The following is an 18,654-nucleotide window of genomic DNA, read 5'->3' on the forward strand; positions in this document are numbered from 1 at the left end:
GAACCCTGCGTTATGGATATGGACAATCTGACACTGCGTTACTTCGACGCGGAAATGCGCTACCTGCACGAGGCCGGACAGGAGTTCGCCGAGGCCTTCCCCGATCGCGCGGCGCAGCTCAACCTGGATCGCCCGGGTGCCCGCGACCCCTATGTCGAGCGCCTGTTCGAAGGTTTCGCCTTTCTCATGGGGCGCCTGCGAGAGAAACTCGACGACGATCTTCCGGAGCTGACCGAGGGGCTGGTGAGCCTGCTCTGGCCGCATTACCTGCGGACGATTCCCTCGCTGTCGATCGTCGAACTGGCCCCCGACCTGCAACAGATGAAGCGCAGCGAGCGGGTCGAGCGAGGCCTCGAAGTGATGTCGCAGCCGGTGGGGCCGCAGCGCACACGCTGTCGCTATACCACCACCCAGGACCTGACCCTGCAGCCGCTGGCGGTGGAGTCCCTGCGGCTGGCCTACGAGCCCGATGGGCGTCCGTTGCTGCGGCTGCGCTTCGCCTGCGGCCCCCTCGCCGAGTGGTCACAGGTGGACCTGGGCCGGTTGCCGCTGTACCTGAATGCCGAAGCCTCGGTGGCCAGTGCCCTGCACCTGGCGTTGACCCGTCAGGTACATGCCCTCTACGTACGCCTGCCCGGCCAGCCGGAGCGTTCGCCCTTGCGCGGGCACTTCTCGGCAAAGGGATTCGCCGGGGAGGACCGCCTCTGGCCCAAGGGGGACAGCGCTTTCAGCGGCTACCAGCTGTTGCTGGAGTACTTCAGCTTTCGCGAGAAGTTCATGTTCGTCACCCTGCACGGCCTGGAGCGACTGAGCGTGCCCGAAGGGGCGCCCTGGTTCGAACTGGAGGTGGCGCTGGCCGAGGGCTGGCCCCATGACTTCGAACCGCGCGCCGAGCACATCCGCCTGCATGCCGTACCGGTGATCAACCTCTTCGCGCTGGAGGCCGATCCGTTGCGGCTCGATCCCTTGCAGAGCGAGTACCTGCTGCGCCCCATGCGCCTGCAGGACGGCCACACGGAGATCTACTCGGTGGACCAGGTCACCGCCTCGAAGAATGCCGAGCGCGAGGACTACGTGCCCTTCACCAGCTTTCGGCACAAGGGCGGCATGCTCCGTGACGACGCCCCGGAGCGCTATTTCCACACCCGCCTCAAGCGGGCCGCCAACGGCCTGCACGACACCTGGCTGATCCTCGGCGGCGAGGGTTTCGACGCCGACCGCCTGGTGCGGGGCGAAAACCTGTCGCTGCGGCTCACCGGCACAAACGGCCAGCTTCCCCGCAAGGCCTTGCAGAGCACCCTGCTCGACAGCCTGGTGCAGTCCACCCAGACCGGTTTGCGAGTGCGCAACCTGTGTGCACCGACCCTGCCGTGCTACCCGCCGAACCGCGACCGTTTCCACTGGCGGGTGCTCAGCCACCTGGGCTCGAACTTCCTCCCCATGCTGGACAACGCCGAGGTGCTGCGCGGCACCCTGGCGCTCTACGACTGGACCGGCGATGAACTGAATCGCCGCCGCCTGGCGGCCATCGTCGAGGTGCGCCACCACCTGATCCAGCGCTTCGAGAAGGGTTTCCTGCTCCGTGGCGTCGACATCGAGGTGACGCTGGATGCCAACGGCTTTTCCGGGGAGGGCGACATCGGCCTGTTCGGTGAAATGCTCAGTCGCTTCTTCGCCCTCTACGCCGATATCCACCTCTTCAACCAGCTCACGCTGATCCTGCAACCCACCGGAAAGTGCCTGCGATGGAACGAGAATCACAGTCAGCGTATCCCCGGCTGAACGCCAGCGGCCTGCTGCAAGCCCTCGAAGGCCGCATCGCCGAGGCGAGTCTCTACCGCTTCTGCCAGTTGCTGGAGCAGGCCCTGCCGGACAGGCCACCCCTGGGCAGCACCACACGGCCCTCGGATGATCCGGTGCGTTTCCGCCCGGACCCCGGCATGGGGTTTCCCGCCGGCGAGCTGAAAGCCATCGAGGTCGATGCGCGTTGCCCGACCGGGCCGGCCACCGTGCGCACGCGGCTGCTCGGGCTCTACGGCGTGGACTCGCCCCTGCCGACCGCCTACCTCGACGACATCGCCCAGCGCCGTGAGGGACATGAGGCCCTGGAGGCCTTCCTCGATATCTTCAATCACCGGATCTTCACCCAGTTCTATCGCATCTGGCGCAAGTACTCCTACCCGGCGACCTTCGAGCGCAGCGGTACCGACGCGACCTCCCAGTGCCTGCTGGGGCTGATCGGCCTGGGCATTCCGGGTACCGCCGACCATGTCGCGACGCCGATCTCCCGTTTCCTCGCGCTGCTCAGCGTCATGCGCCTGCCGACGCGCAACGCCGAGGGCGTGGTGGCGCTGGTGAGGCTGCTGGCGCCCCGCACCCGCGCCAGGGTGACGCCGCACTGGCCACGGCCTGTGGTACTGGAAGAGCCCGCCAGCCTGTCGTCGCGGCGCCCCGTGAACCTGTCCCAGGGGACGCCCCTGGGAGGTGTCGGTCGTGATGCCAACAGCCAGATGCACCTGGCGCTGTACACCGAAGACCCGCAGGAAGCCTTGGGCTGGCTGCCCGGTGCGCGCCTGCACGGCGATCTGCTGGCCCTGCTGCGGGTCTACCTCGGCTGGCGCTGCACCGCACGGCTGGAACTGACCTTGCCGACGTGCTGCCTGCCGCGCCCGGCATTGGGTCAGGCGACCCTGCTGCTCGGCATGACCGGCCTGCTGGGGCTGGGTGGCAGCCTGCCGGCGGATGAGTCGCGCACCGTCAGTATTCCGCTGGGCCGTTACCAGGGCCTGCGGAGCAATCCCCAAGCACGAGAGGCCGAGCATGTCGCGTACCCCTGCTAGAACCCTGCTGCCAGCCCTGCTGGCCACCCTGCTCGCCGGCTGCGGCCTGTACCAGAGCGTTGGCGATTCATCGGCGGCCTTCGCCAGGTCGATCTTCTACAAGCAGGTGAAGACCCTGCATCTGGACTTCAACGGCCGTGCCGCGATGAACACTGACAGTCACGACATGTCCGGCCTGTCGGTGCCCACCCTGGTGCGCATCTACGCCCTGCGCGACGACAAGGCCTTCCGCCAGGCGTCCTACGACCAACTGCTGGACGACAGCCGCGAGGTGCTGGGCGCGGACCTGCTGGATGAGCGGGCGGTACTGGTCCGGCCCGATGAGGGGGCGCAACTCAGCGTGCCGCTGGATGGGTCGGCGCGGGTGGTCGCCGTGGCCGCCCTGTTCCGGCAGCCGGACACCCTGACCGATGCCTGGCGCCTGGTTCTGACCCGGGATGAGCTGGACCCCGACCAGCCCCGGGTGGTCGAGCTGGCGGACAACCGCCTGACCCTGCGCGCGCTCCGAGGAGTGAGTCCATGACCGAACAGACCCCCTCGCTCTACGAAACGCTGCTGCAGAACTTCGCCGGTGAACTGGAACTGCATCGGGTGCGCGAGGAGGACCAGCTGATGCTCTCGGTGCTGGACAACCTCCAGCGCATCCTCGACAGCCGCGCCGGCTCGCTCGAGCACCTGCCGGACTACGGTCTGCCGGACCTCGGCCAGGTGCTTCAGGGCTTGCCTGCGGCGGCCCACGGTCTGATCGGCACCCTCACCCACACGCTGCTCAAGTACGAGCCACGCCTGGCCGAGCTGCAGGTCAGGTTGTTGCCGCAGTCACAGCCTGGGCAACTGGAGTACAGCCTCGATATCCGCCTCGAAAGTGGGGCACAGGCGACCTTCGGCACCACCCTGGCGCCATCGGGCAAGGCACTGATTCGCCACCTCAGGCAGCAGAACCATCTCTAGACAAGCGCCTACGCAGGAGAATGAACAGCATGAATGGACTCGTCGGACGGGTTGGAGACGGGCATGGCGACCTCGCCGCGCTCTACGAGGAACTGGCCAAGCTGCATCATCCAGCCTGCCCGGACATCGACTGGCGGCAGGTCGAGCAATGGTGTCGGGAGCTGCTCCGCGACAATGGCAGCGACCTGCAGATTGCCGCCTTCCTCGCGCTGGCGCTGGCCCAGCGCTACGGTCTGCCGGGCCTGGCCGAAGGCTTGAAGGTGATGGTCCAGATGCTTTCGGGCGCCTGGGATCGACTCTGGCCGCGTAACGCCACGGAGCGCATGGATATCCTCGCCTGGCTGTTCGTTCAGCTCCAACCGCTGCTCCGTGGGTTGGGCGCCGGTGAGCGCGACGCCGCGACCGTCCGGGGCCTGGAATCGGACCTGGAGACCCTGCAGGCACTGTTGCGGCAGCACCGCTTGCCGACGATGACGGCGATGCATGCGTTCATCCGGCAGGTCGAGCTGCTGGCGGTGCGACTGGACGACGTGCCGATGCCAGCGACTAAAGGTGCCAGGGAGCCTGAGTCGAACGCTGCCGAACCCCCGCTGCGGGTCTTCGTTTCGGTCCCCGAGGCCGGTTCCGTCGCACCCAGGGTCTATGTGGAGCGTCTCCCGGCCGGGGCGTCGCGCGGGCGAGGCCTGCGTTTCGCACTCTGGGGCGCGCTGGCCGGGATGATCCTGGCGCTCTCGGGCGTGCTGGGCTGGCACCTCTGGCAGCGATTCGGGCAGGAGCCCCCCATCGTGGAGGCACCGGTTCGACTGGACAGTCTCCAGCTCTTCGGGTCGGGTAGCGCGGAGCTGAAGCCGGAGTCCACCAAGTTGCTGATCAACGCGCTGGCCAGCATGAAGGCGCAGCCCGGCTGGAGGATCGTCATTACCGGTCATTCCGATGCGACGGGGGACGAGTCGCGCAACCTGGCATTGGCCAGGGCCCGTGCCGAGGCCGTGCGCGACTGGATGAAAACCATGGGAGATGTGCCGGAGGATTGCTTCGCCGTTCACGGCCAGGGCTCTAGCCGGCCCGTCGCGGACAACGCCAGCGAAGCGGGGCGCGCGGCCAACCGCCGCGTCGACATCAGCCTGGTGCCGGAACCAGGGGCCTGCCAGGCTCACCGCTGACCGGATCGGACCTGCTGGTGGCGGCCAGGGGCCAGCGGAGAACCCATCAGCCACATCGGTCGGGTGGCTAGGCGGATTCATTTGATAAGCATTATCATCCGCGCCTTTCCTCCCTCGCCTTGCCGTCATGACCGATTCCTCCTCCCCGGCCGCGCCCGCGCCCGCGCCGGACGCTTCCGCGTCCGCTGATCCGGATCGCCGTGAGGATTTCCTGCGCACCTTCCTGTCGCGGCGACAGCAGATGGAGACGCTGGTGAGCCGCCGCGTGGGATGCCGGGCGACGGCGGCGGACCTGGTGCAGGACCTGTTCCTGCGCTTCTGGCGGCGCCCGAGCGCGCCGGTGGAGGACCTGGGAACCTACCTGCTGCGCAGCGCCCATAACCTGGCCATCGACCATCTGCGCAGCGAGGGCTCGCGCAACCGTGCCGAATCCGCGTTGCTGCCGGAACAGCAGCTGGCCGAGCCCGCCTCTCCCGAGGCGGCGCTGGAGGCCGGCAGCCAGCTGCGCCATGTGGAATCGGCGCTGCGCGAGTTGCCGGAACGCACCCGGCAGATCTTCCTGCTGAACCGCATCCATGGACGCACCTACGGGGAGATAGCCCGTGCCATGGGGCTTACCCAAAGCGCGGTGGAAAAACATATGATGCGCGCCCTGGAGGTCTGCAAGACCAGCCTGCATCGGGCTGACCAGCCTTCGCCGCGTCCCGGGAGCGCCCCCGATGAGTCTTGAGTCCACGCCCCTGCGCGCCGTCGACGGCGCCGGCGAGCCCGACCTGGAGCAGGTCGCCTGGCTCTGGCTCGGTCGTCTCCAGGACACCTCCGATCCCGCCCAGCGGGAGGCCTTTCACGCCTGGCTCCATGGGGCCCCCGAACATGCCGACGCTTATCGCCGTGCCGAGGCGCTCTGGCGCCTGAGCCTGGCGCCGGCCGCGCGCCTGGCCAGCGAGGAGGCCGAGGAACTCCGCGTGCTGATGGCGCGCATGGACGCCCCGCCGAAGCCGGCCTATCGCCGCTGGGGAGCCGGCCTGGGACTGGCCGCCAGCCTGCTGCTGGCGACCTGGCTGGGCGGCTGGCAGCCACTGGAGCGCCTGCGGGACCTGGGCGCCGATCATGTGTCGGCGCCCGGCCAGGTACGCGAGGTGACATTGGCCGACGGTTCGGTGCTGACCCTGGATGCCGACAGCGCCGTGGCCGTCGCCTACGGCAAAGGCGAGCGCCGGGTGGAGCTGCGCCGGGGCGCGGCCTTCTTCCGGGTAGTGCCGGGTCAGCGGCCGTTCGTGGTGAGCGCGAATGGTGGCGAGGCCCGGGTGCTCGGCACCCGCTTCGAGGTGCGTCTGCGTGGTGAGGGGGCCCAGGTGACGGTGGAGCAGGGCCGGGTCGGTGTACGTGCCAGCCCCGCAGCATCCCCGCACGAGCTGACCGCCGGCCAGCAACTGGCCTATGCCGATGGCCAGGCCGAGACCGTCCAGTCGGTGGATACGGCGGCGCGCCTGGCCTGGCGCGAAGGACGCCTGACCTTCTTCCGCACGCCCCTGGGCGAGGTGCTGGACGAGCTGGACCGCTACTACCCCGGGCGCATCGTCCTGCTCGACTCCAGGCTGGCGCAGACCCGCGTCAGTGGCAGCTTCCCCAGCCAGGAACCGGCGGCCGTGCTCGATGCGCTGCAAGCGGTGGTGGGCTTCCAGCGCGATGAACTGCTGGGGCGGGTGATGATCCTCCGCTAGCTGCTGACTTGCTGAGTCAGGAAATTTCCACGACCTGCTGAGGTACTTCGCGACGGCATCCGTGTAGTGCTTGAAATGCGAGTTATTCGCGAACGAGAAGCCAATACACAAAGGGTGCAGGCGCGCATGAAGTACGGGACAAAGCGGGTGCGGGGTGGTGTGTTCGGTCGCCTGGGGCTGGCGTCTTTGCTGTTGGCGGGCGCGCTTTCGCCCCTGGCGGTGGACCTGGCCTACGCGGCGGAGGCCGGCGCCCTGGCCTCGGTCCATGACTTCGACATTCCCGCCCAGCCCTTGCCGCGGGCGCTGGATGCCTTCAGCCGGGTCACCGGGTTCAGCGTGGTCTACACCCTCGACACGCCCCTCGGTCTTGAAGCGCCGGCGGTGGCTGGGCGACTGAGCGCAAGCGAGGCCCTGGCCCGGCTGCTGGCCGGCTCCGGCTTCAGCTGGCGACAGGCCGGCGATGCGACCCTGACCCTGGAGCCCCGCCGCGATGAGGGCGCCCTGACCCTGGACGCGGTGACCATCGACTCCCGTCTCGCCCACAGCGGGGGCTACCAGCCACCGCCGGACACCGGCATCACACGCGCCTCCACGCCGCTGCTGGAGATCCCCCAGGCGGTGGCCGTGGTGCCGGCCCAGGCACTGCAGGACCAGCAGCCGCAGAACCTCGACGACGCCCTGGCCAACGTCAGCGGCATCACCCAGGCCAACACCCTGGGCGGCACCATGGATGCGGTGATGAAACGCGGCTTCGGCGACAACCGCGACGGCTCCATCCTGCGCGACGGCATGCGCACCATCCAGGGCCGCAACCTCACCGCCACCGCCGAGCGCGTGGAAGTGCTCAAGGGACCCTCGTCGATGCTCTACGGCATCCTCGACCCGGGTGGGGTGATCAACGTCATCGGCAAGAAGCCACAACTGGAGGCATACCGCGCCATCACAGCGCGCGCGTCGAGCTACGGCGACGGCAAGGACGGCAGTGGCGGGCAACTGGACCTCACCGGCCCGCTGGGGGAGAACGGCCTGGCCTACCGGCTGATCGCCGACTACGACGACGGCGACTACTGGCGCAACTTCGGCCACAGCCGCGAAAAGACCTTCGCGCCCTCCCTCGCCTGGTTCGGCGAGGAGACCAGGATCAACCTGAGCTTCGAGCACCGCGAGTACTCGGTGCCTTTCGACCGGGGCACCGTCTTCGTCAACGGCCAGCCCCTGGACGTCCCCGCCGAGCGGCGCCTGGACGAGCCCTACAACGTCACCGAGGGGCGCTCCGATCTCGCCATCTTCGACCTGTCCCACCAACTCGGCGAAGACTGGACGGCCCACTTCGCCTACAGCTACAACCGCGACACCTACGACGACTACCAGGCGCGGGTGACCCGGGTGAACACCGACGGCACCCTCACGCGGCGGCTGGACGGCACCCGGGGCGCGGTGAGCACCTCCCACTTCGCCACCTTCGACCTGGCCGGCGAGGTCCACTGGGGCGGCATGCAGCATGACCTGCTGATGGGCGTGGACCACGAGTACCGCAAGTTCTTCCGCGAGGACCTCATCCGCCAGACCACCCGCGTGCGCTTCGACCCCTTCGAGCCGGTCTATGGCCAGGTGCCGGTGCCCACCACCGTGGCCGCCAGCGACAGCGACCAGACCGACCGGGTCGTCAGCCAGTCCGCGTTCTTCCAGGATTCGCTGCACCTCACCGAGCGCTGGATCCTGGTAGCCGGCGCGCGCTATCAGCTCTACGACCAACTGGCCGGTCGTGGCCGCCCGTTCAGCAAGAACACCGACATCGACGGCCAGCTCTGGGTGCCCCGCGCCGGCCTGGTCTACAAGTGGAGCGACGAGCTGTCCCTCTACGGCGGCTACAGCGAGTCCTTCAAGCCCAACTCCACCATCGCCCCGCTGTCCGGTACGGCCTCCATCGACGGCCTCGACCCGGAGGAAGGCAAGAGCTGGGAAATCGGCGCCAAGCTGGATCTCCCGGGACGCATCACCGGCACCCTGGCGCTGTTCGACATCGTCAAGGAGAACGTCCTGGTGACCCAGAGCGTGACGGTCAATGGCCTCACCGACACGGTCGCCACCGCCGCCGGCGAGGTCCGTTCGCGCGGCCTGGAGCTGGACCTTACCGGCCAGCTTACCGACAGCCTCAGCCTGATCGGCACCTATGCCTTCACCGACGCCGAAGTGACCGAAGACCCCGAGCTGAAGGGCAATCGCCTGCAGAACGTCGCCCGGCACAGCGGTTCCCTCTCGGCGGTCTACGACTTCGGCGCGCTGGCCGGCAACGACCGCCTGCGGGCGGGCCTCGGTGCCCGCTACGTGGGCGAGCGTTCGGGGGATGCCGAAGACAGCTTCGATCTCGACGCCTATACGCTGGCCGACGCCTTCGCCAGCTACGAGACGCCCCTGGGGGACAACCGCCTGAAACTGCAGCTGAACCTGAAGAACCTCTTCGACAAGACCTACTACAGCTCCTCGGTGAACGCCCTCAACGTCTCCATCGGCGACCCGCGCCAGGTGCAGCTCTCCACCACCCTGGAGTTCTGAGTCCCCTAGGCGGGGCCAGGCATAGGGTGGACGTCGCTCTTCACGTCCACCAGCGGAGTCCCGGTCGGCACCGCATGGTGGACCGGTGGAGCGTGGTCCACCCTACATCCGGCATTGCAGGGGGCTCGGGGCATCACCCGTAGGGTGGACGTCGCTCTTCACGTCTACCGCCGGGGCCATGCCTGACTCCGCCTGGTGGACCGGTGGAGCGTGGTCCACCCTACATCCGGCATTGCAGGGGGCTCGGGGCATCACCCGTAGGGTGGACGTCTCTCTTCACGTCCACCGTCGGAGCCATGCCTGACTCCGCCAGGTGGGCCGGTGAGGCGTGGCCCACCCTACATCCGGCATTGCATGGGGCTCGGGGCATCACCCGTAGGGTGGACGTCGCTCTTCACGTCCACCGTCGGAGCCATGCCTGACTCCGCCTGGTGGACCGGTGGAGCGTGGTCCACCCTACATCCGGCATTGCAGGGGGCTCGGGGCATCACCCGTAGGGTGGACGTCGCTCTTCACGTCCACCGTCGGAGCCATGCCTGACTCCGCCTGGTGGGCCGATGAGGCGTGGCCCACCCTACATCCGGCATTGCATGGGCTCGGGGCATCACCCGTAGGGTGGACGTCGCTCTTCACGTCCACCGTCGGAGCCATGCCTGACTCCGCCTGGTGGGCCGGTGAAGCGTGGCCCACCCTACATCCGGCATTGCAGGGGGCTCGGGGCATCACCCGTAGGGTGGACGTCGCTCTTCACGTCCACCAGCGGAGTCCCGGTCGGCACCGCATGGTGGACCGGTGGAGCGTGGTCCACCCTACATCCGGCATCGCGCGTGGCTCGGGGATCGCCACGTAGGGTGGACGTCGTTCTTTACGTCCACCAGCGGAGTCCCGGTCGGCACCGCGTGGTGGACCGATGGAGCGCGGTCCACCCTACATCCGGCATCACCCGAGATCACGGCGCGGGCCTTTCGCGGATGAATCCGCTCCCACAAGCGGAGTCCCGGTCGGCTCTGCGCAAGGGATCGTTAACTTGTCCGTAACGATCCGCCGCCCGGCTTGATTGATGACCCTCCGGTCACGCGCCTAAGGTGCGTTCCACGACAGCGGAACCCGTGGAGCCACCATGACAACAACACCCACCTCCCCGCCGCAGTGGTCGCGCCGGCGTGCCGAAAAGCAGCGTCGCCTCGACCGCGTGCGCCACCTCGCCGATGGCGCGGTGCTGCCCAGCGAGCGCATCGTCGAGGCCCTCGAAGCCCTGATCGCCCCCGGCGACCGCGTGGTGCTCGAAGGCAACAACCAGAAGCAGGCGGACTTCCTCTCCCGCGCCCTGGCCAAGGTCGACCCCGGCCGCCTGCACGACCTGCACATGATCATGCCCAGCGTCAGCCGCGCCGAGCACCTGGACCTGTTCGAGCGCGGCATCGCCCGCAGGCTCGACTTCTCCTTCGCCGGCCCGCAGAGCCTGCGCATCGGCCAACTGATGGAAGACGGCCTGCTGGAGGTCGGCGCCATCCACACCTACATCGAGCTGTACTCGCGGCTGGTGGTGGACCTGATCCCCAACGTCACCCTGGTGGCCGGCTTCATGGCCGACCGCGAGGGCAACCTCTACACCGGTCCCAGCACCGAGGACACCCCGGCCCTGGTGGAGCCCACCGCGTTCTCCGACGGCATCGTCATCGCCCAGGTCAACCAGCTGGTGGAGGACGTGCGCGACCTGCCCCGGGTAGACATCCCCGCGTCCTGGGTGGACTTCGTGGTGGTGGCCGACAAGCCCTTCTACATCGAGCCGCTGTTCACCCGCGATCCGCGCCACATCAAGCCGGTGCACGTGCTGATGGCGATGATGGCGATCCGCGGCATCTACGAGAAACACAAGGTCCAGTCCCTCAACCACGGCATCGGCTTCAACACCGCCGCCATCGAACTGATCCTGCCCACCTACGGCGAATCCCTGGGACTGAAAGGCAAGATCTGCCGCAACTGGACCCTCAACCCGCACCCGACGCTGATCCCCGCCATCGAAACCGGCTGGGTGGAAAGCGTGCACTGCTTCGGCACCGAACTGGGTATGGAGGGCTACATCGCCCAGCGTCCGGATGTGTTCTTCACCGGCCGCGACGGCTCCCTGCGCTCCAACCGCATGCTCTGCCAACTGGCCGGGCAATACGCGGTGGACCTGTTCATCGGCGCCACCCTGCAGGTGGACGGCGACGGCCATTCCTCCACCGTCACCCGGGGCCGCCTGGCCGGTTTCGGCGGTGCGCCGAACATGGGCCATGACCCGCGCGGACGCCGCCACTCCACGCCCGCCTGGCTGGACATGCGTGCCGAGCCCGAGGCCCTGCTGGCCCGGGGCAAGAAACTGGTGGTGCAGATGGTGGAAACCTTCCAGGAAGGCGGCAAACCCACCTTCGTCGAGACCCTCGACGCGGTCGACGTGGCCCGGAAGACCGGCATGCCCCTGGCGCCGATCATGATCTACGGCGACGACGTCACCCACCTGCTCACCGAGGAAGGCATCGCCTACCTCTACAAGGCCCGCTCGGACGAAGAACGCCGCGCCATGATCGCCGCCGTCGCCGGCGTCACCGCCATCGGCCTGCGCCACGACCCGAAGGACACCGAGCGCCTGCGTCGCGAGGGCCTCATCGCATTGCCGGAAGACCTCGGCATCCGCCGTACACAAGCCACGCGGGAACTGCTGGCGGCGAAGAGCATCGCCGATCTGGTGGAGTGGTCCGGCGGCCTTTATACCCCCCCGGCCCGGTTCAGGAGTTGGTGATGAGCGCACTCACGTTACGCGACGCCGACCTGCCCCTGGCCGACTGGCTGGCGGACCTGGCGGTGGACGCCCTGATCGACGAGGCCGACCTGACGCCCAAGCCGGGCCTGGTGGACCGCCGTGGCAGCGGCGCCCACCACGACCTGCACCTGGGCCTGATGCACGCCTCGGCGCTGTCCCTCTGGCCCTGTTTCCGGCAGATGGCCGAAGCGGCCCAGCAGCACGGCGAGGTCGGCCTGCCCCTGCGCGAAGCCCTCGGCCGCATCGGCCGCGAGGGTGAGGCGGCGATGCTGGCCATCACCGGCGGGGTCAACACCCACCGGGGCGCCATCTGGGCCCTCGGCCTGCTGGTGGCGGCGCTGGCGCTGAGCCCCGACAGCCTCGATGCCCGCGCCATCGCATTGCGCGCCGGACGTATCGCGCTGATCGACGACCCCGCCGCACCGAAACCCGACAGCCACGGCGCCGACGTCTGCCGCCGCTACGGCGTGCGTGGCGCGCGCGAGGAGGCTCAACTGGGCTTCCCCGCCGCCCTCGACCACGGCCTGCCCCAGCTGCGCCGCAGCCGCGCCGCCGGGGCCGGCGAGCAGAACGCCCGACTCGACGCGCTGCTGGCGATCATGGCCGAGCTCTCCGACACCTGCGTGCTCTGGCGCGCCGGCCCGGAAGGACTGCAGGCCACCCGCGCCGGCGCCCGCGCGGTGCTCGTCGCCGGCGGTGCCGCCAGCCTCGCCGGGCGTCGCCAGCTGCGTGCCCTGGAGGCGCGCCTGCTGGAGCTCAACGTATCCCCGGGCGGAGCCGCCGACCTCTTGGCCGCCTGCCTGTTCCTCGATCACGCCGGGAGCCTGTGACATGGAAACCCTGACCTTCGAATTCCCCGCCGGGCAGCCGGCCCGAGGGCGCGCCCTGGTGGGCTGCGTCGGCTCCGGCGACCTGGAAGTGCTGCTGGAACCCGGCCGTGCCGGCACCCTGGCGATCCAGGTGGTGACCTCGGTGAACGGCAGCGGCCCGCGCTGGGAGCAGCTGTTCCAGCGTCTTTTCGCCGGCCAGGCGCTGCCGGCCCTGAACATCGACATCCACGACTTCGGCGCCACGCCGGGGGTGGTGCGCCTGCGCCTGGAGCAGGCCCTGGAGGAGGTGGCCCATGACTGACACCGCCCGCCTGCTGGCGGCCCGCAGCTTCGTCGAACTGGGCGCCCGCCAGCGTGCCCGCGCGCTGCTGGATGCCGGCAGCTTCCGCGAACTGCTCGGCCCCTTCGACCGCGTCATGTCCCCCTGGCTGGTGCAGCAGGGCATCGTGCCCCAGGCCGACGACGGCGTGGTGGTGGCCAAGGGCAGCCTCGACGGCCGGCCCCTGGTGGTCGCCGCCATCGAAGGCGCCTTCCAGGGCGGCAGCCTGGGCGAAGTGGGCGGGGCGAAGATCGCCGGCGCCCTGGAGCTGGCCGTGGAAGACAACCGCCAGGGCATCCCCACCGCCGCCGTGTTGCTGCTGGAGACCGGTGGTGTGCGCCTGCAGGAGGCCAACCTGGGCCTGGCCGCCATCGCCGAGATCCAGGCCGCCATCGTCGCCTTGCGCCAGCACCAGCCGGTGGTGGGGCTGATCGCCGGGGCGGTGGGCTGCTTCGGTGGCATGTCCATCGCTGCCGGCCTGTGCAGCCACCTGCTGGTGACCCGCGAAGCGCGCCTGGGCCTCAACGGCCCTCAGGTGATCGAGCAGGAAGCCGGCCTCGACGAGTACGACGCCCGCGACCGCCCCTTCATCTGGAGCCTTACCGGGGGCGAGCAGCGCCACGCCAGCGGCCTGGCCGACGCCTACCTGGCCGATGACGTGGCGGCCATCCGCGAGGCCCTGGCCGGCCTGCTGGCCGCCGGCGAACCGGCCGCTCCGCGTTGCCGTCGCCCCGACGAATTCCTCGCCCGCCTGGCGCGGCTGGGGGACGACTGCGAACAACTGGACGCCGCCCGCGTGCGCGCCCTCTACCAGGGAGACCCGCAATGAGCCGAGGACTGAACTGGCTGCACGGCCTGGCCGGCGGCAACGAGGTGGCGGGTTTCCCCGCCTCTGTGAAGGTGATCGATGGCGAGCTGGGCAATCGTGCCGCGCGCTTCATCGCCGTGGTGCCGGATGCCCGGAATCCCTTCCCCCGTGCCCACAATGGCGAGGTGGGGCTGCTGGAGGGCTGGGGCCTGGCCAAGGCGGTGGGCGAGGCCATCGAGGCCGACGCCGGGCGCGCCGACAAGCGCGTGCTGGTGGCGGTGGTGGATGTGCCCAGCCAGGCCTACGGTCGCCGCGAGGAGGCCCTGGGGATCCACCAGGCCCTGGCCGGCGCCGTGGACGCCTACGCCCGTGCCCGCCTGGCCGGCCACCCGGTGATCGGGCTGCTGGTGGGCAAGGCCATGTCCGGCGCCTTCCTCGCCCACGGCTACCAGGCCCAGCGGCTGATCGCCCTGGATGACGCCGGGGTGATGGTCCACGCCATGGGCAAGGCCGCCGCCGCGCGCATCACCCTGCGCAGCGTCGACGAACTGGAGGCCCTGGCCGCCATGGTGCCGCCCATGGCCTATGACCTCGGCAACTACGCCTCCCTCGGCCTGCTGTGGGAGCGCCTGGCTGTGGATAACCCTGACTGCCCCGGTCCCGTCGACCTCGACCGGGTACGGGACAGCCTGGTGCGGGCGGTAGCGGACATCGGTGCGAGCACCGACCTGACGAACCGTCTCGGCGCGGAGAACCGCGCCGCATCGTCGAAGGTGCGGGAGATGCTGCGGGCGCAGTGGTAGGGACCCGAACGGGAGCGAACCATGGACACTATCCATCCTCACGACCTGCTCTGGGGCCTGGCCCCGGACCAGCTGCCCGCCGAGGCTCCCGCCTGGGCGCGGCAGGTGCTGGCCGCCGGGCAGCCGGTGGTGGTGCGCCGCGCCCTCTGCGCGCCAGGCCGGGTGGCCGTCGGTGTGCGGGGCGCCACCCGTGGCGAGCGCTTCGCCGCCTGCATGCCGGTCGACGCCATCCAGCGGCGGATCGCCCCGGAGCACTTGCGCCTGCGCGCCCCGGCCGAGCTGGCGGCATTACGGGCACTGGACCAGGTGACGCCGCTGCTGGACGCGATCGGCTTGGCCTGGGGACCCACCGGCGGCGTGGGCTACCAGCTCGCCACCGGCCTGGCCGTGCTGCACGGGGCCAGCGACCTGGACCTGTTGCTGCGCATCGCCGAACCCATCGATCGCGCCCGGGCCCGTGCCTTGCTGGCGCAACTCGACAGCGCGTCCTGCCGTATCGACCTGCAGCTGGAAACCCCTTGTGGCGCCGTGGCGCTGCGCGAGTGGGCCGGTGATTCCCGCCGAGTGCTGCTCAAGTGCGATGCGGGCGCGCGGCTTGTGGATAACCCCTGGCAGCCCCTGGAGCTTGCGGCGTGAGCAGCCTGTTCGCCTTTCCCGGCCAGGGCGCCCAGCAGCCCGGCATGCTCCAGGCCTTGCCCAGCGAGCCTGAGGTGCGTGCCTGCCTGGAGGAGGCCGGCCGTGTGCTGGGCGAAGACCTGGGCGCCCTGGACAGCGCCGAGGCGCTGCAATCCACCCGTGCCGTGCAGCTCTGCCTGCTGATCGCCGGGGTCGCCTGTGCCCGCCTGCTGCTGGCGCGCAGCCCGGCGCCGGACTACGTGGCCGGACTGTCCATCGGTGCCTACCCGGCGGCGGTGGTGGCCGGTGCCCTGGACTTCGCCGACGCCCTGCGCCTGGTGGCCCTGCGTGGCGAACTGATGCAGCAGGCTTATCCACAGGGTTACGGCATGACTGCGCTGCAGGGGCTGGACCTGGCCACGGTGGAAGGGCTGCTGGCCGAGGCCGAGGGGCCGGTGTTCATCGGCAACCTCAATGCCGACAACCAGATCGTCATCGCCGGCAGCGATGCCGCCATGGCCGCCGTCGCCGAGCGTGCCCGCGCCCTGGGAGCGGGGCTGGTCCGGCGGCTGGCGATGAGCGTGCCGTCCCACTGCCCGCTGCTGGAGGCGCCGGCCCGTGAGCTGGCGGCGGCCTTCGCCGGGGTGGAGGTGCGCCGCCCGGCGATCCGCTACCTCAGCGGGACCAGCGCACGGCCGATCCACGACCCCGCGCGCCTGCGGGACGACCTCGCCTACAACATGTGCCGTGTCGTCGACTGGCACGGCACCCAGCGCACCGCCTACGAGCGCGGCGTGCGCCTGTTCATCGAACTGCCCCCCGGCGCCGTGCTCAGTGGCCTGGCGCGACGGGTGTTCGACAAAGGTACGGTGATCGCCTTCCAGGGCGCCCGTCTGGATACGCTGGACGCCCTGTTGCGTCAGGAGGTGGAGTACAACCGATAAGCGCGTGCATTCGAAGGACAACAACAAGCCACTTCGACCCGAACACGAGGACAACAACAATGATCATCTACGGTGTGGCCTTCCTGGCCCTGTGTACCCTTGTCGGCCTGTTCATCGGCGAGCTCCTGGGCAAGCTCCTGGGCGTTCCCGCCAACGTCGGCGGTGTCGGCATCGCCATGCTGCTGCTCATCTTCATCGGCAGCTACCTGCAGAAGCGCGGCCTGATGGACGCCAGGAGCGAGCAGGGCGTGGAGTTCTGGAGCGCCATCTACATCCCCATCGTGGTCGCCATGGCCGCCCAGCAGAATGTGCTCGGCGCGCTGTCCGGCGGCCCCATGGCCATCCTCGCCGGCGTCGCCGCCGTCGTGCTGAGTTTCGCCATGGTCCCTGCCATCGATCGCTTCGGGCAAAAGAAGCCCGGGGCGGCCGCCGCTGAATCCCTGACCTCCGCCCAACGGTGACCGCCATGTACGAATCCATGATGAAAGTGATCGGCGGCTACGGCCTGATCAGCGGCTTCGCCGTCATCGGCGTGACCATGTGGCTGTCCTACTGGCTTTCCGCCAGGCTCACCCGCGGCCGCCTGCACGGCTCGGCCATCGCGATCTTCCTCGGCCTTGTGCTCTCCTACGTCGGCGGCGTGATGACCGGTGGCCAGAAGGGGCTGGTGGATATCCCGCTGCTGTCCGGAATCGGGCTCCTGGGCGGGGCCATGCTGCGGGACTTCGCCATCGTCGCCACGGCCTTCGGGGTCAACGTCGAGGAACTGAAACGCGCCGGGGTGTCCGGGGTGGTGGCGCTGTTCTTCGGCATCCTCACCTCCTTCGTCGCCGGCGTCGGCGTGGCCATGGCCTTCGGCTACACCGATGCCGTGAGCCTGACCACCATCGGCGCGGGGGCGGTGACCTACATCGTCGGGCCTGTGACCGGGGCGGCCATCGGCGCCAGCTCCGAGGTGATGGCGCTGTCCATCGCCGCCGGCCTGGTGAAGGCCATCCTGGTGATGGTGGCGACCCCCTTCGTGGCGCCTTTCATCGGCCTGAACAACCCGCGCACGGCAGTGATCTTCGGCGGCCTGATGGGCACCTCCAGCGGCGTGGCCGGAGGCCTGGCGGCCACCGACCCGAAGCTGGTCCCCTACGGCTGCCTGACCGCCGCCTTCTACACCGCACTGGGCTGCCTGCTGGGCCCGTCGCTGCTGTTCTTCGTGATGCGCGGCGTGGCCGGCTGAGTCGCTAGCGCTGTTCCTGCCGCAGGCTGTACATGCGGCACTCGGCCAGGAGTGCGAGGAGGTTGGGATCGCGCTCCCGGGCCTTGAGGAAGACCACGCCGATGTGCTGCTGCAGGCGGTAGCGCGCCTGCAGCGGGATCAGCTTCACCCGGTTCTCGTACACCGCCGCGATGCGCCCTGGCAGCAGGGCGTAGCCCACCCCTGAGCTGACCATGCTGAGCAGGGTGAAGATGTCGTTCACCTGCATCGCCACCTTCGGCTCGAAGCCCGCCTGCTGGAACACCCGCGCACCGTCGCGGTGGGTGGCGAAGCCCTGGGTGAGGGTGATGAAGGTGGACTCGGCCAGGTCCGCCAGGTCCACCTCGGTCTTCTCGGAGAAGGGCGAATCGGTGGGCACGGCGAGGAAGATGTCGTCGGAGAACAGCGGCAGCTGCTCGCAATCGGGGTCGCTGACGCTTTCGTCCAGGGACACCAGGATGGCGTCCAGCTCCAGGTTCTTCAGGCGGTAGAGCAGGTCGACGTTGGAGCCCAGGGTCAGGTCGATGTTCAGCTCGCTACGCCTGAGCTTTAGGCCCATCACCAGCTGCGGCACCGTCTTCACGGTCAGCGAGTAGAGCGCCCCCAGCTTGAATCGCTCGGCCGAGAAGCCGGCTGCCTCGCGGGTCAGGCGCACCATGTCCATCACGTCCTGCACCAGCTTCTGGGCTTTCTCCTCCAGCACGTAGGCGCTCTCCAGCGGCGTCAGGTTGCGCCCCTCGTGCCTGAACAGCGGGCAGCGCAGGGCGCTTTCGAGCGAGTGGATGGCACGGTGCACGCTGACGTTGCTGGTGTTCAGCTCCGCGGCGGCGCGGGAGAGGTTGCCCGCACGCATGAAGACCAGGAAGGTCTGCAGTTTCTTCAGGGTCAGCTCGTCGTCGATCTGCATGCGCCGCGTACCGGTGGAGGGGGAGCGAGGCGCCCATCCTACAAGTTTGGGGCGGCGGACCGGAGGAGTCTGTTATGGGTTGGCTGAAAATGCATAAGCAAATGAATTCTTATTCCTTAACAGCTATAAAACGAGGCCC

The 18,654-nt window shown here is 69.2% G+C and carries 18 protein-coding genes; 17 read left to right on the forward strand and 1 reads right to left on the reverse strand.

Annotated features, from left to right (window positions below):
* The first annotated feature begins 12 nt into the window (after positions 1-12).
* From tssF to madM, 17 genes are all read left to right on the forward strand, one after another.
* Positions 13-1,782, forward strand: a complete 1,770-nt coding sequence (gene tssF / locus KF707C_RS00830) for a type VI secretion system baseplate subunit TssF (RefSeq protein ID WP_003449227.1) — start codon at positions 13-15, stop codon at positions 1,780-1,782.
* Positions 1,746-2,840 carry a type VI secretion system baseplate subunit TssG gene (tssG, locus tag KF707C_RS00835; RefSeq protein ID WP_003449225.1) on the forward strand — a complete coding sequence of 365 codons (1,095 nt, stop codon included), beginning with the start codon at positions 1,746-1,748 and terminating at the stop codon, positions 2,838-2,840. The genes tssF and tssG overlap by 37 nt, the downstream gene beginning before the upstream one ends.
* Positions 2,821-3,363, forward strand: coding sequence for a type VI secretion system lipoprotein TssJ (gene tssJ, locus KF707C_RS00840; protein ID WP_003449223.1), 543 nt, complete (start codon positions 2,821-2,823; stop codon positions 3,361-3,363). Before tssG ends, tssJ begins: the two co-directional genes overlap by 20 nt.
* On the forward strand, positions 3,360-3,791 hold the full coding sequence (gene tssE, locus KF707C_RS00845; RefSeq protein WP_003449221.1) for a type VI secretion system baseplate subunit TssE: 432 nt from the start codon (positions 3,360-3,362) through the stop codon (positions 3,789-3,791). Before tssJ ends, tssE begins: the two co-directional genes overlap by 4 nt.
* Positions 3,792-3,820: 29 nt before the next feature.
* A complete protein-coding gene (locus KF707C_RS00850) occupies positions 3,821-4,954 on the forward strand; it encodes an OmpA family protein (RefSeq protein ID WP_003449219.1) in 1,134 nt (377 codons plus the stop codon).
* 127 nt (positions 4,955-5,081) lie between these two features.
* Positions 5,082-5,684 (forward strand): RNA polymerase sigma factor, encoded by a 603-nt coding sequence (locus KF707C_RS00855; RefSeq protein WP_003449218.1) that lies wholly within the window; start codon positions 5,082-5,084, stop codon positions 5,682-5,684.
* Complete coding sequence (locus tag KF707C_RS00860; RefSeq protein ID WP_003449216.1) at positions 5,674-6,678, forward strand: FecR family protein; 1,005 nt, start codon at positions 5,674-5,676, stop codon at positions 6,676-6,678. The genes KF707C_RS00855 and KF707C_RS00860 overlap by 11 nt, the downstream gene beginning before the upstream one ends.
* Positions 6,679-6,804: 126 nt before the next feature.
* On the forward strand, positions 6,805-9,234 hold the full coding sequence (locus KF707C_RS00865) for a TonB-dependent siderophore receptor (RefSeq protein ID WP_003449215.1): 2,430 nt from the start codon (positions 6,805-6,807) through the stop codon (positions 9,232-9,234).
* Positions 9,235-10,354: 1,120 nt separating this feature from the next.
* A complete protein-coding gene (mdcA, locus tag KF707C_RS00870) occupies positions 10,355-12,019 on the forward strand; it encodes a malonate decarboxylase subunit alpha (protein WP_003455836.1) in 1,665 nt (554 codons plus the stop codon).
* On the forward strand, positions 12,019-12,870 hold the full coding sequence (locus tag KF707C_RS00875) for a triphosphoribosyl-dephospho-CoA synthase (RefSeq protein ID WP_003455835.1): 852 nt from the start codon (positions 12,019-12,021) through the stop codon (positions 12,868-12,870). Before mdcA ends, KF707C_RS00875 begins: the two co-directional genes overlap by 1 nt.
* Before the next feature lies 1 nt (position 12,871).
* Positions 12,872-13,171 (forward strand): malonate decarboxylase subunit delta, encoded by a 300-nt coding sequence (locus KF707C_RS00880; RefSeq protein WP_003455834.1) that lies wholly within the window; start codon positions 12,872-12,874, stop codon positions 13,169-13,171.
* On the forward strand, positions 13,164-14,018 hold the full coding sequence (locus tag KF707C_RS00885; protein ID WP_003455833.1) for a biotin-independent malonate decarboxylase subunit beta: 855 nt from the start codon (positions 13,164-13,166) through the stop codon (positions 14,016-14,018). The genes KF707C_RS00880 and KF707C_RS00885 overlap by 8 nt, the downstream gene beginning before the upstream one ends.
* Complete coding sequence (mdcE, locus tag KF707C_RS00890; protein WP_003455832.1) at positions 14,015-14,800, forward strand: biotin-independent malonate decarboxylase subunit gamma; 786 nt, start codon at positions 14,015-14,017, stop codon at positions 14,798-14,800. Before KF707C_RS00885 ends, mdcE begins: the two co-directional genes overlap by 4 nt.
* A 21-nt stretch (positions 14,801-14,821) precedes the next feature.
* A complete protein-coding gene (locus KF707C_RS00895; RefSeq protein ID WP_003455830.1) occupies positions 14,822-15,436 on the forward strand; it encodes a malonate decarboxylase holo-ACP synthase in 615 nt (204 codons plus the stop codon).
* Positions 15,433-16,359 (forward strand): malonate decarboxylase subunit epsilon, encoded by a 927-nt coding sequence (gene mdcH / locus KF707C_RS00900; RefSeq protein ID WP_003455828.1) that lies wholly within the window; start codon positions 15,433-15,435, stop codon positions 16,357-16,359. The genes KF707C_RS00895 and mdcH overlap by 4 nt, the downstream gene beginning before the upstream one ends.
* Positions 16,360-16,418: 59 nt before the next feature.
* Positions 16,419-16,820 carry a malonate transporter subunit MadL gene (gene madL / locus KF707C_RS00905; RefSeq protein WP_003455827.1) on the forward strand — a complete coding sequence of 134 codons (402 nt, stop codon included), beginning with the start codon at positions 16,419-16,421 and terminating at the stop codon, positions 16,818-16,820.
* A gap of 5 nt (positions 16,821-16,825) precedes the next feature.
* Positions 16,826-17,590, forward strand: a complete 765-nt coding sequence (gene madM / locus KF707C_RS00910) for a malonate transporter subunit MadM (protein WP_003455825.1) — start codon at positions 16,826-16,828, stop codon at positions 17,588-17,590.
* Between the two features lie 4 nt (positions 17,591-17,594).
* Here the strand turns inward: madM and KF707C_RS00915 are convergent, their stop codons facing one another.
* Entirely contained in the window at positions 17,595-18,515 is a 921-nt protein-coding gene (locus KF707C_RS00915; protein WP_003455824.1) for a LysR family transcriptional regulator, read from the reverse strand.
* Between the last annotated feature and the right edge of the window lie 139 nt (positions 18,516-18,654).

This window comes from Pseudomonas furukawaii, assembly GCF_002355475.1.
GTDB lineage: Bacteria > Pseudomonadota > Gammaproteobacteria > Pseudomonadales > Pseudomonadaceae > Metapseudomonas > Metapseudomonas furukawaii.

Excerpts from the sequence above, each read along its gene's own strand:
- tssF (WP_003449227.1), top strand. The coding sequence starts at position 13 with ATGGATATGGACAATCTGACACTGCGTTACTTCGACGCGGAAATGCGC.
- tssG (WP_003449225.1), top strand. The coding sequence starts at position 1,746 with ATGGAACGAGAATCACAGTCAGCGTATCCCCGGCTGAACGCCAGCGGC.
- tssJ (WP_003449223.1), top strand. The coding sequence starts at position 2,821 with ATGTCGCGTACCCCTGCTAGAACCCTGCTGCCAGCCCTGCTGGCCACC.
- tssE (WP_003449221.1), top strand. The coding sequence starts at position 3,360 with ATGACCGAACAGACCCCCTCGCTCTACGAAACGCTGCTGCAGAACTTC.
- KF707C_RS00850 (WP_003449219.1), top strand. The coding sequence starts at position 3,821 with ATGAATGGACTCGTCGGACGGGTTGGAGACGGGCATGGCGACCTCGCC.
- KF707C_RS00855 (WP_003449218.1), top strand. The coding sequence starts at position 5,082 with ATGACCGATTCCTCCTCCCCGGCCGCGCCCGCGCCCGCGCCGGACGCT.
- KF707C_RS00860 (WP_003449216.1), top strand. The coding sequence starts at position 5,674 with ATGAGTCTTGAGTCCACGCCCCTGCGCGCCGTCGACGGCGCCGGCGAG.
- KF707C_RS00865 (WP_003449215.1), top strand. The coding sequence starts at position 6,805 with ATGAAGTACGGGACAAAGCGGGTGCGGGGTGGTGTGTTCGGTCGCCTG.
- mdcA (WP_003455836.1), top strand. The coding sequence starts at position 10,355 with ATGACAACAACACCCACCTCCCCGCCGCAGTGGTCGCGCCGGCGTGCC.
- KF707C_RS00875 (WP_003455835.1), top strand. The coding sequence starts at position 12,019 with ATGAGCGCACTCACGTTACGCGACGCCGACCTGCCCCTGGCCGACTGG.
- KF707C_RS00880 (WP_003455834.1), top strand. The coding sequence starts at position 12,872 with ATGGAAACCCTGACCTTCGAATTCCCCGCCGGGCAGCCGGCCCGAGGG.
- KF707C_RS00885 (WP_003455833.1), top strand. The coding sequence starts at position 13,164 with ATGACTGACACCGCCCGCCTGCTGGCGGCCCGCAGCTTCGTCGAACTG.
- mdcE (WP_003455832.1), top strand. The coding sequence starts at position 14,015 with ATGAGCCGAGGACTGAACTGGCTGCACGGCCTGGCCGGCGGCAACGAG.
- KF707C_RS00895 (WP_003455830.1), top strand. The coding sequence starts at position 14,822 with ATGGACACTATCCATCCTCACGACCTGCTCTGGGGCCTGGCCCCGGAC.
- madL (WP_003455827.1), top strand. The coding sequence starts at position 16,419 with ATGATCATCTACGGTGTGGCCTTCCTGGCCCTGTGTACCCTTGTCGGC.
- madM (WP_003455825.1), top strand. The coding sequence starts at position 16,826 with ATGTACGAATCCATGATGAAAGTGATCGGCGGCTACGGCCTGATCAGC.
- KF707C_RS00915 (WP_003455824.1), bottom strand. The coding sequence starts at position 18,515 with ATGCAGATCGACGACGAGCTGACCCTGAAGAAACTGCAGACCTTCCTG.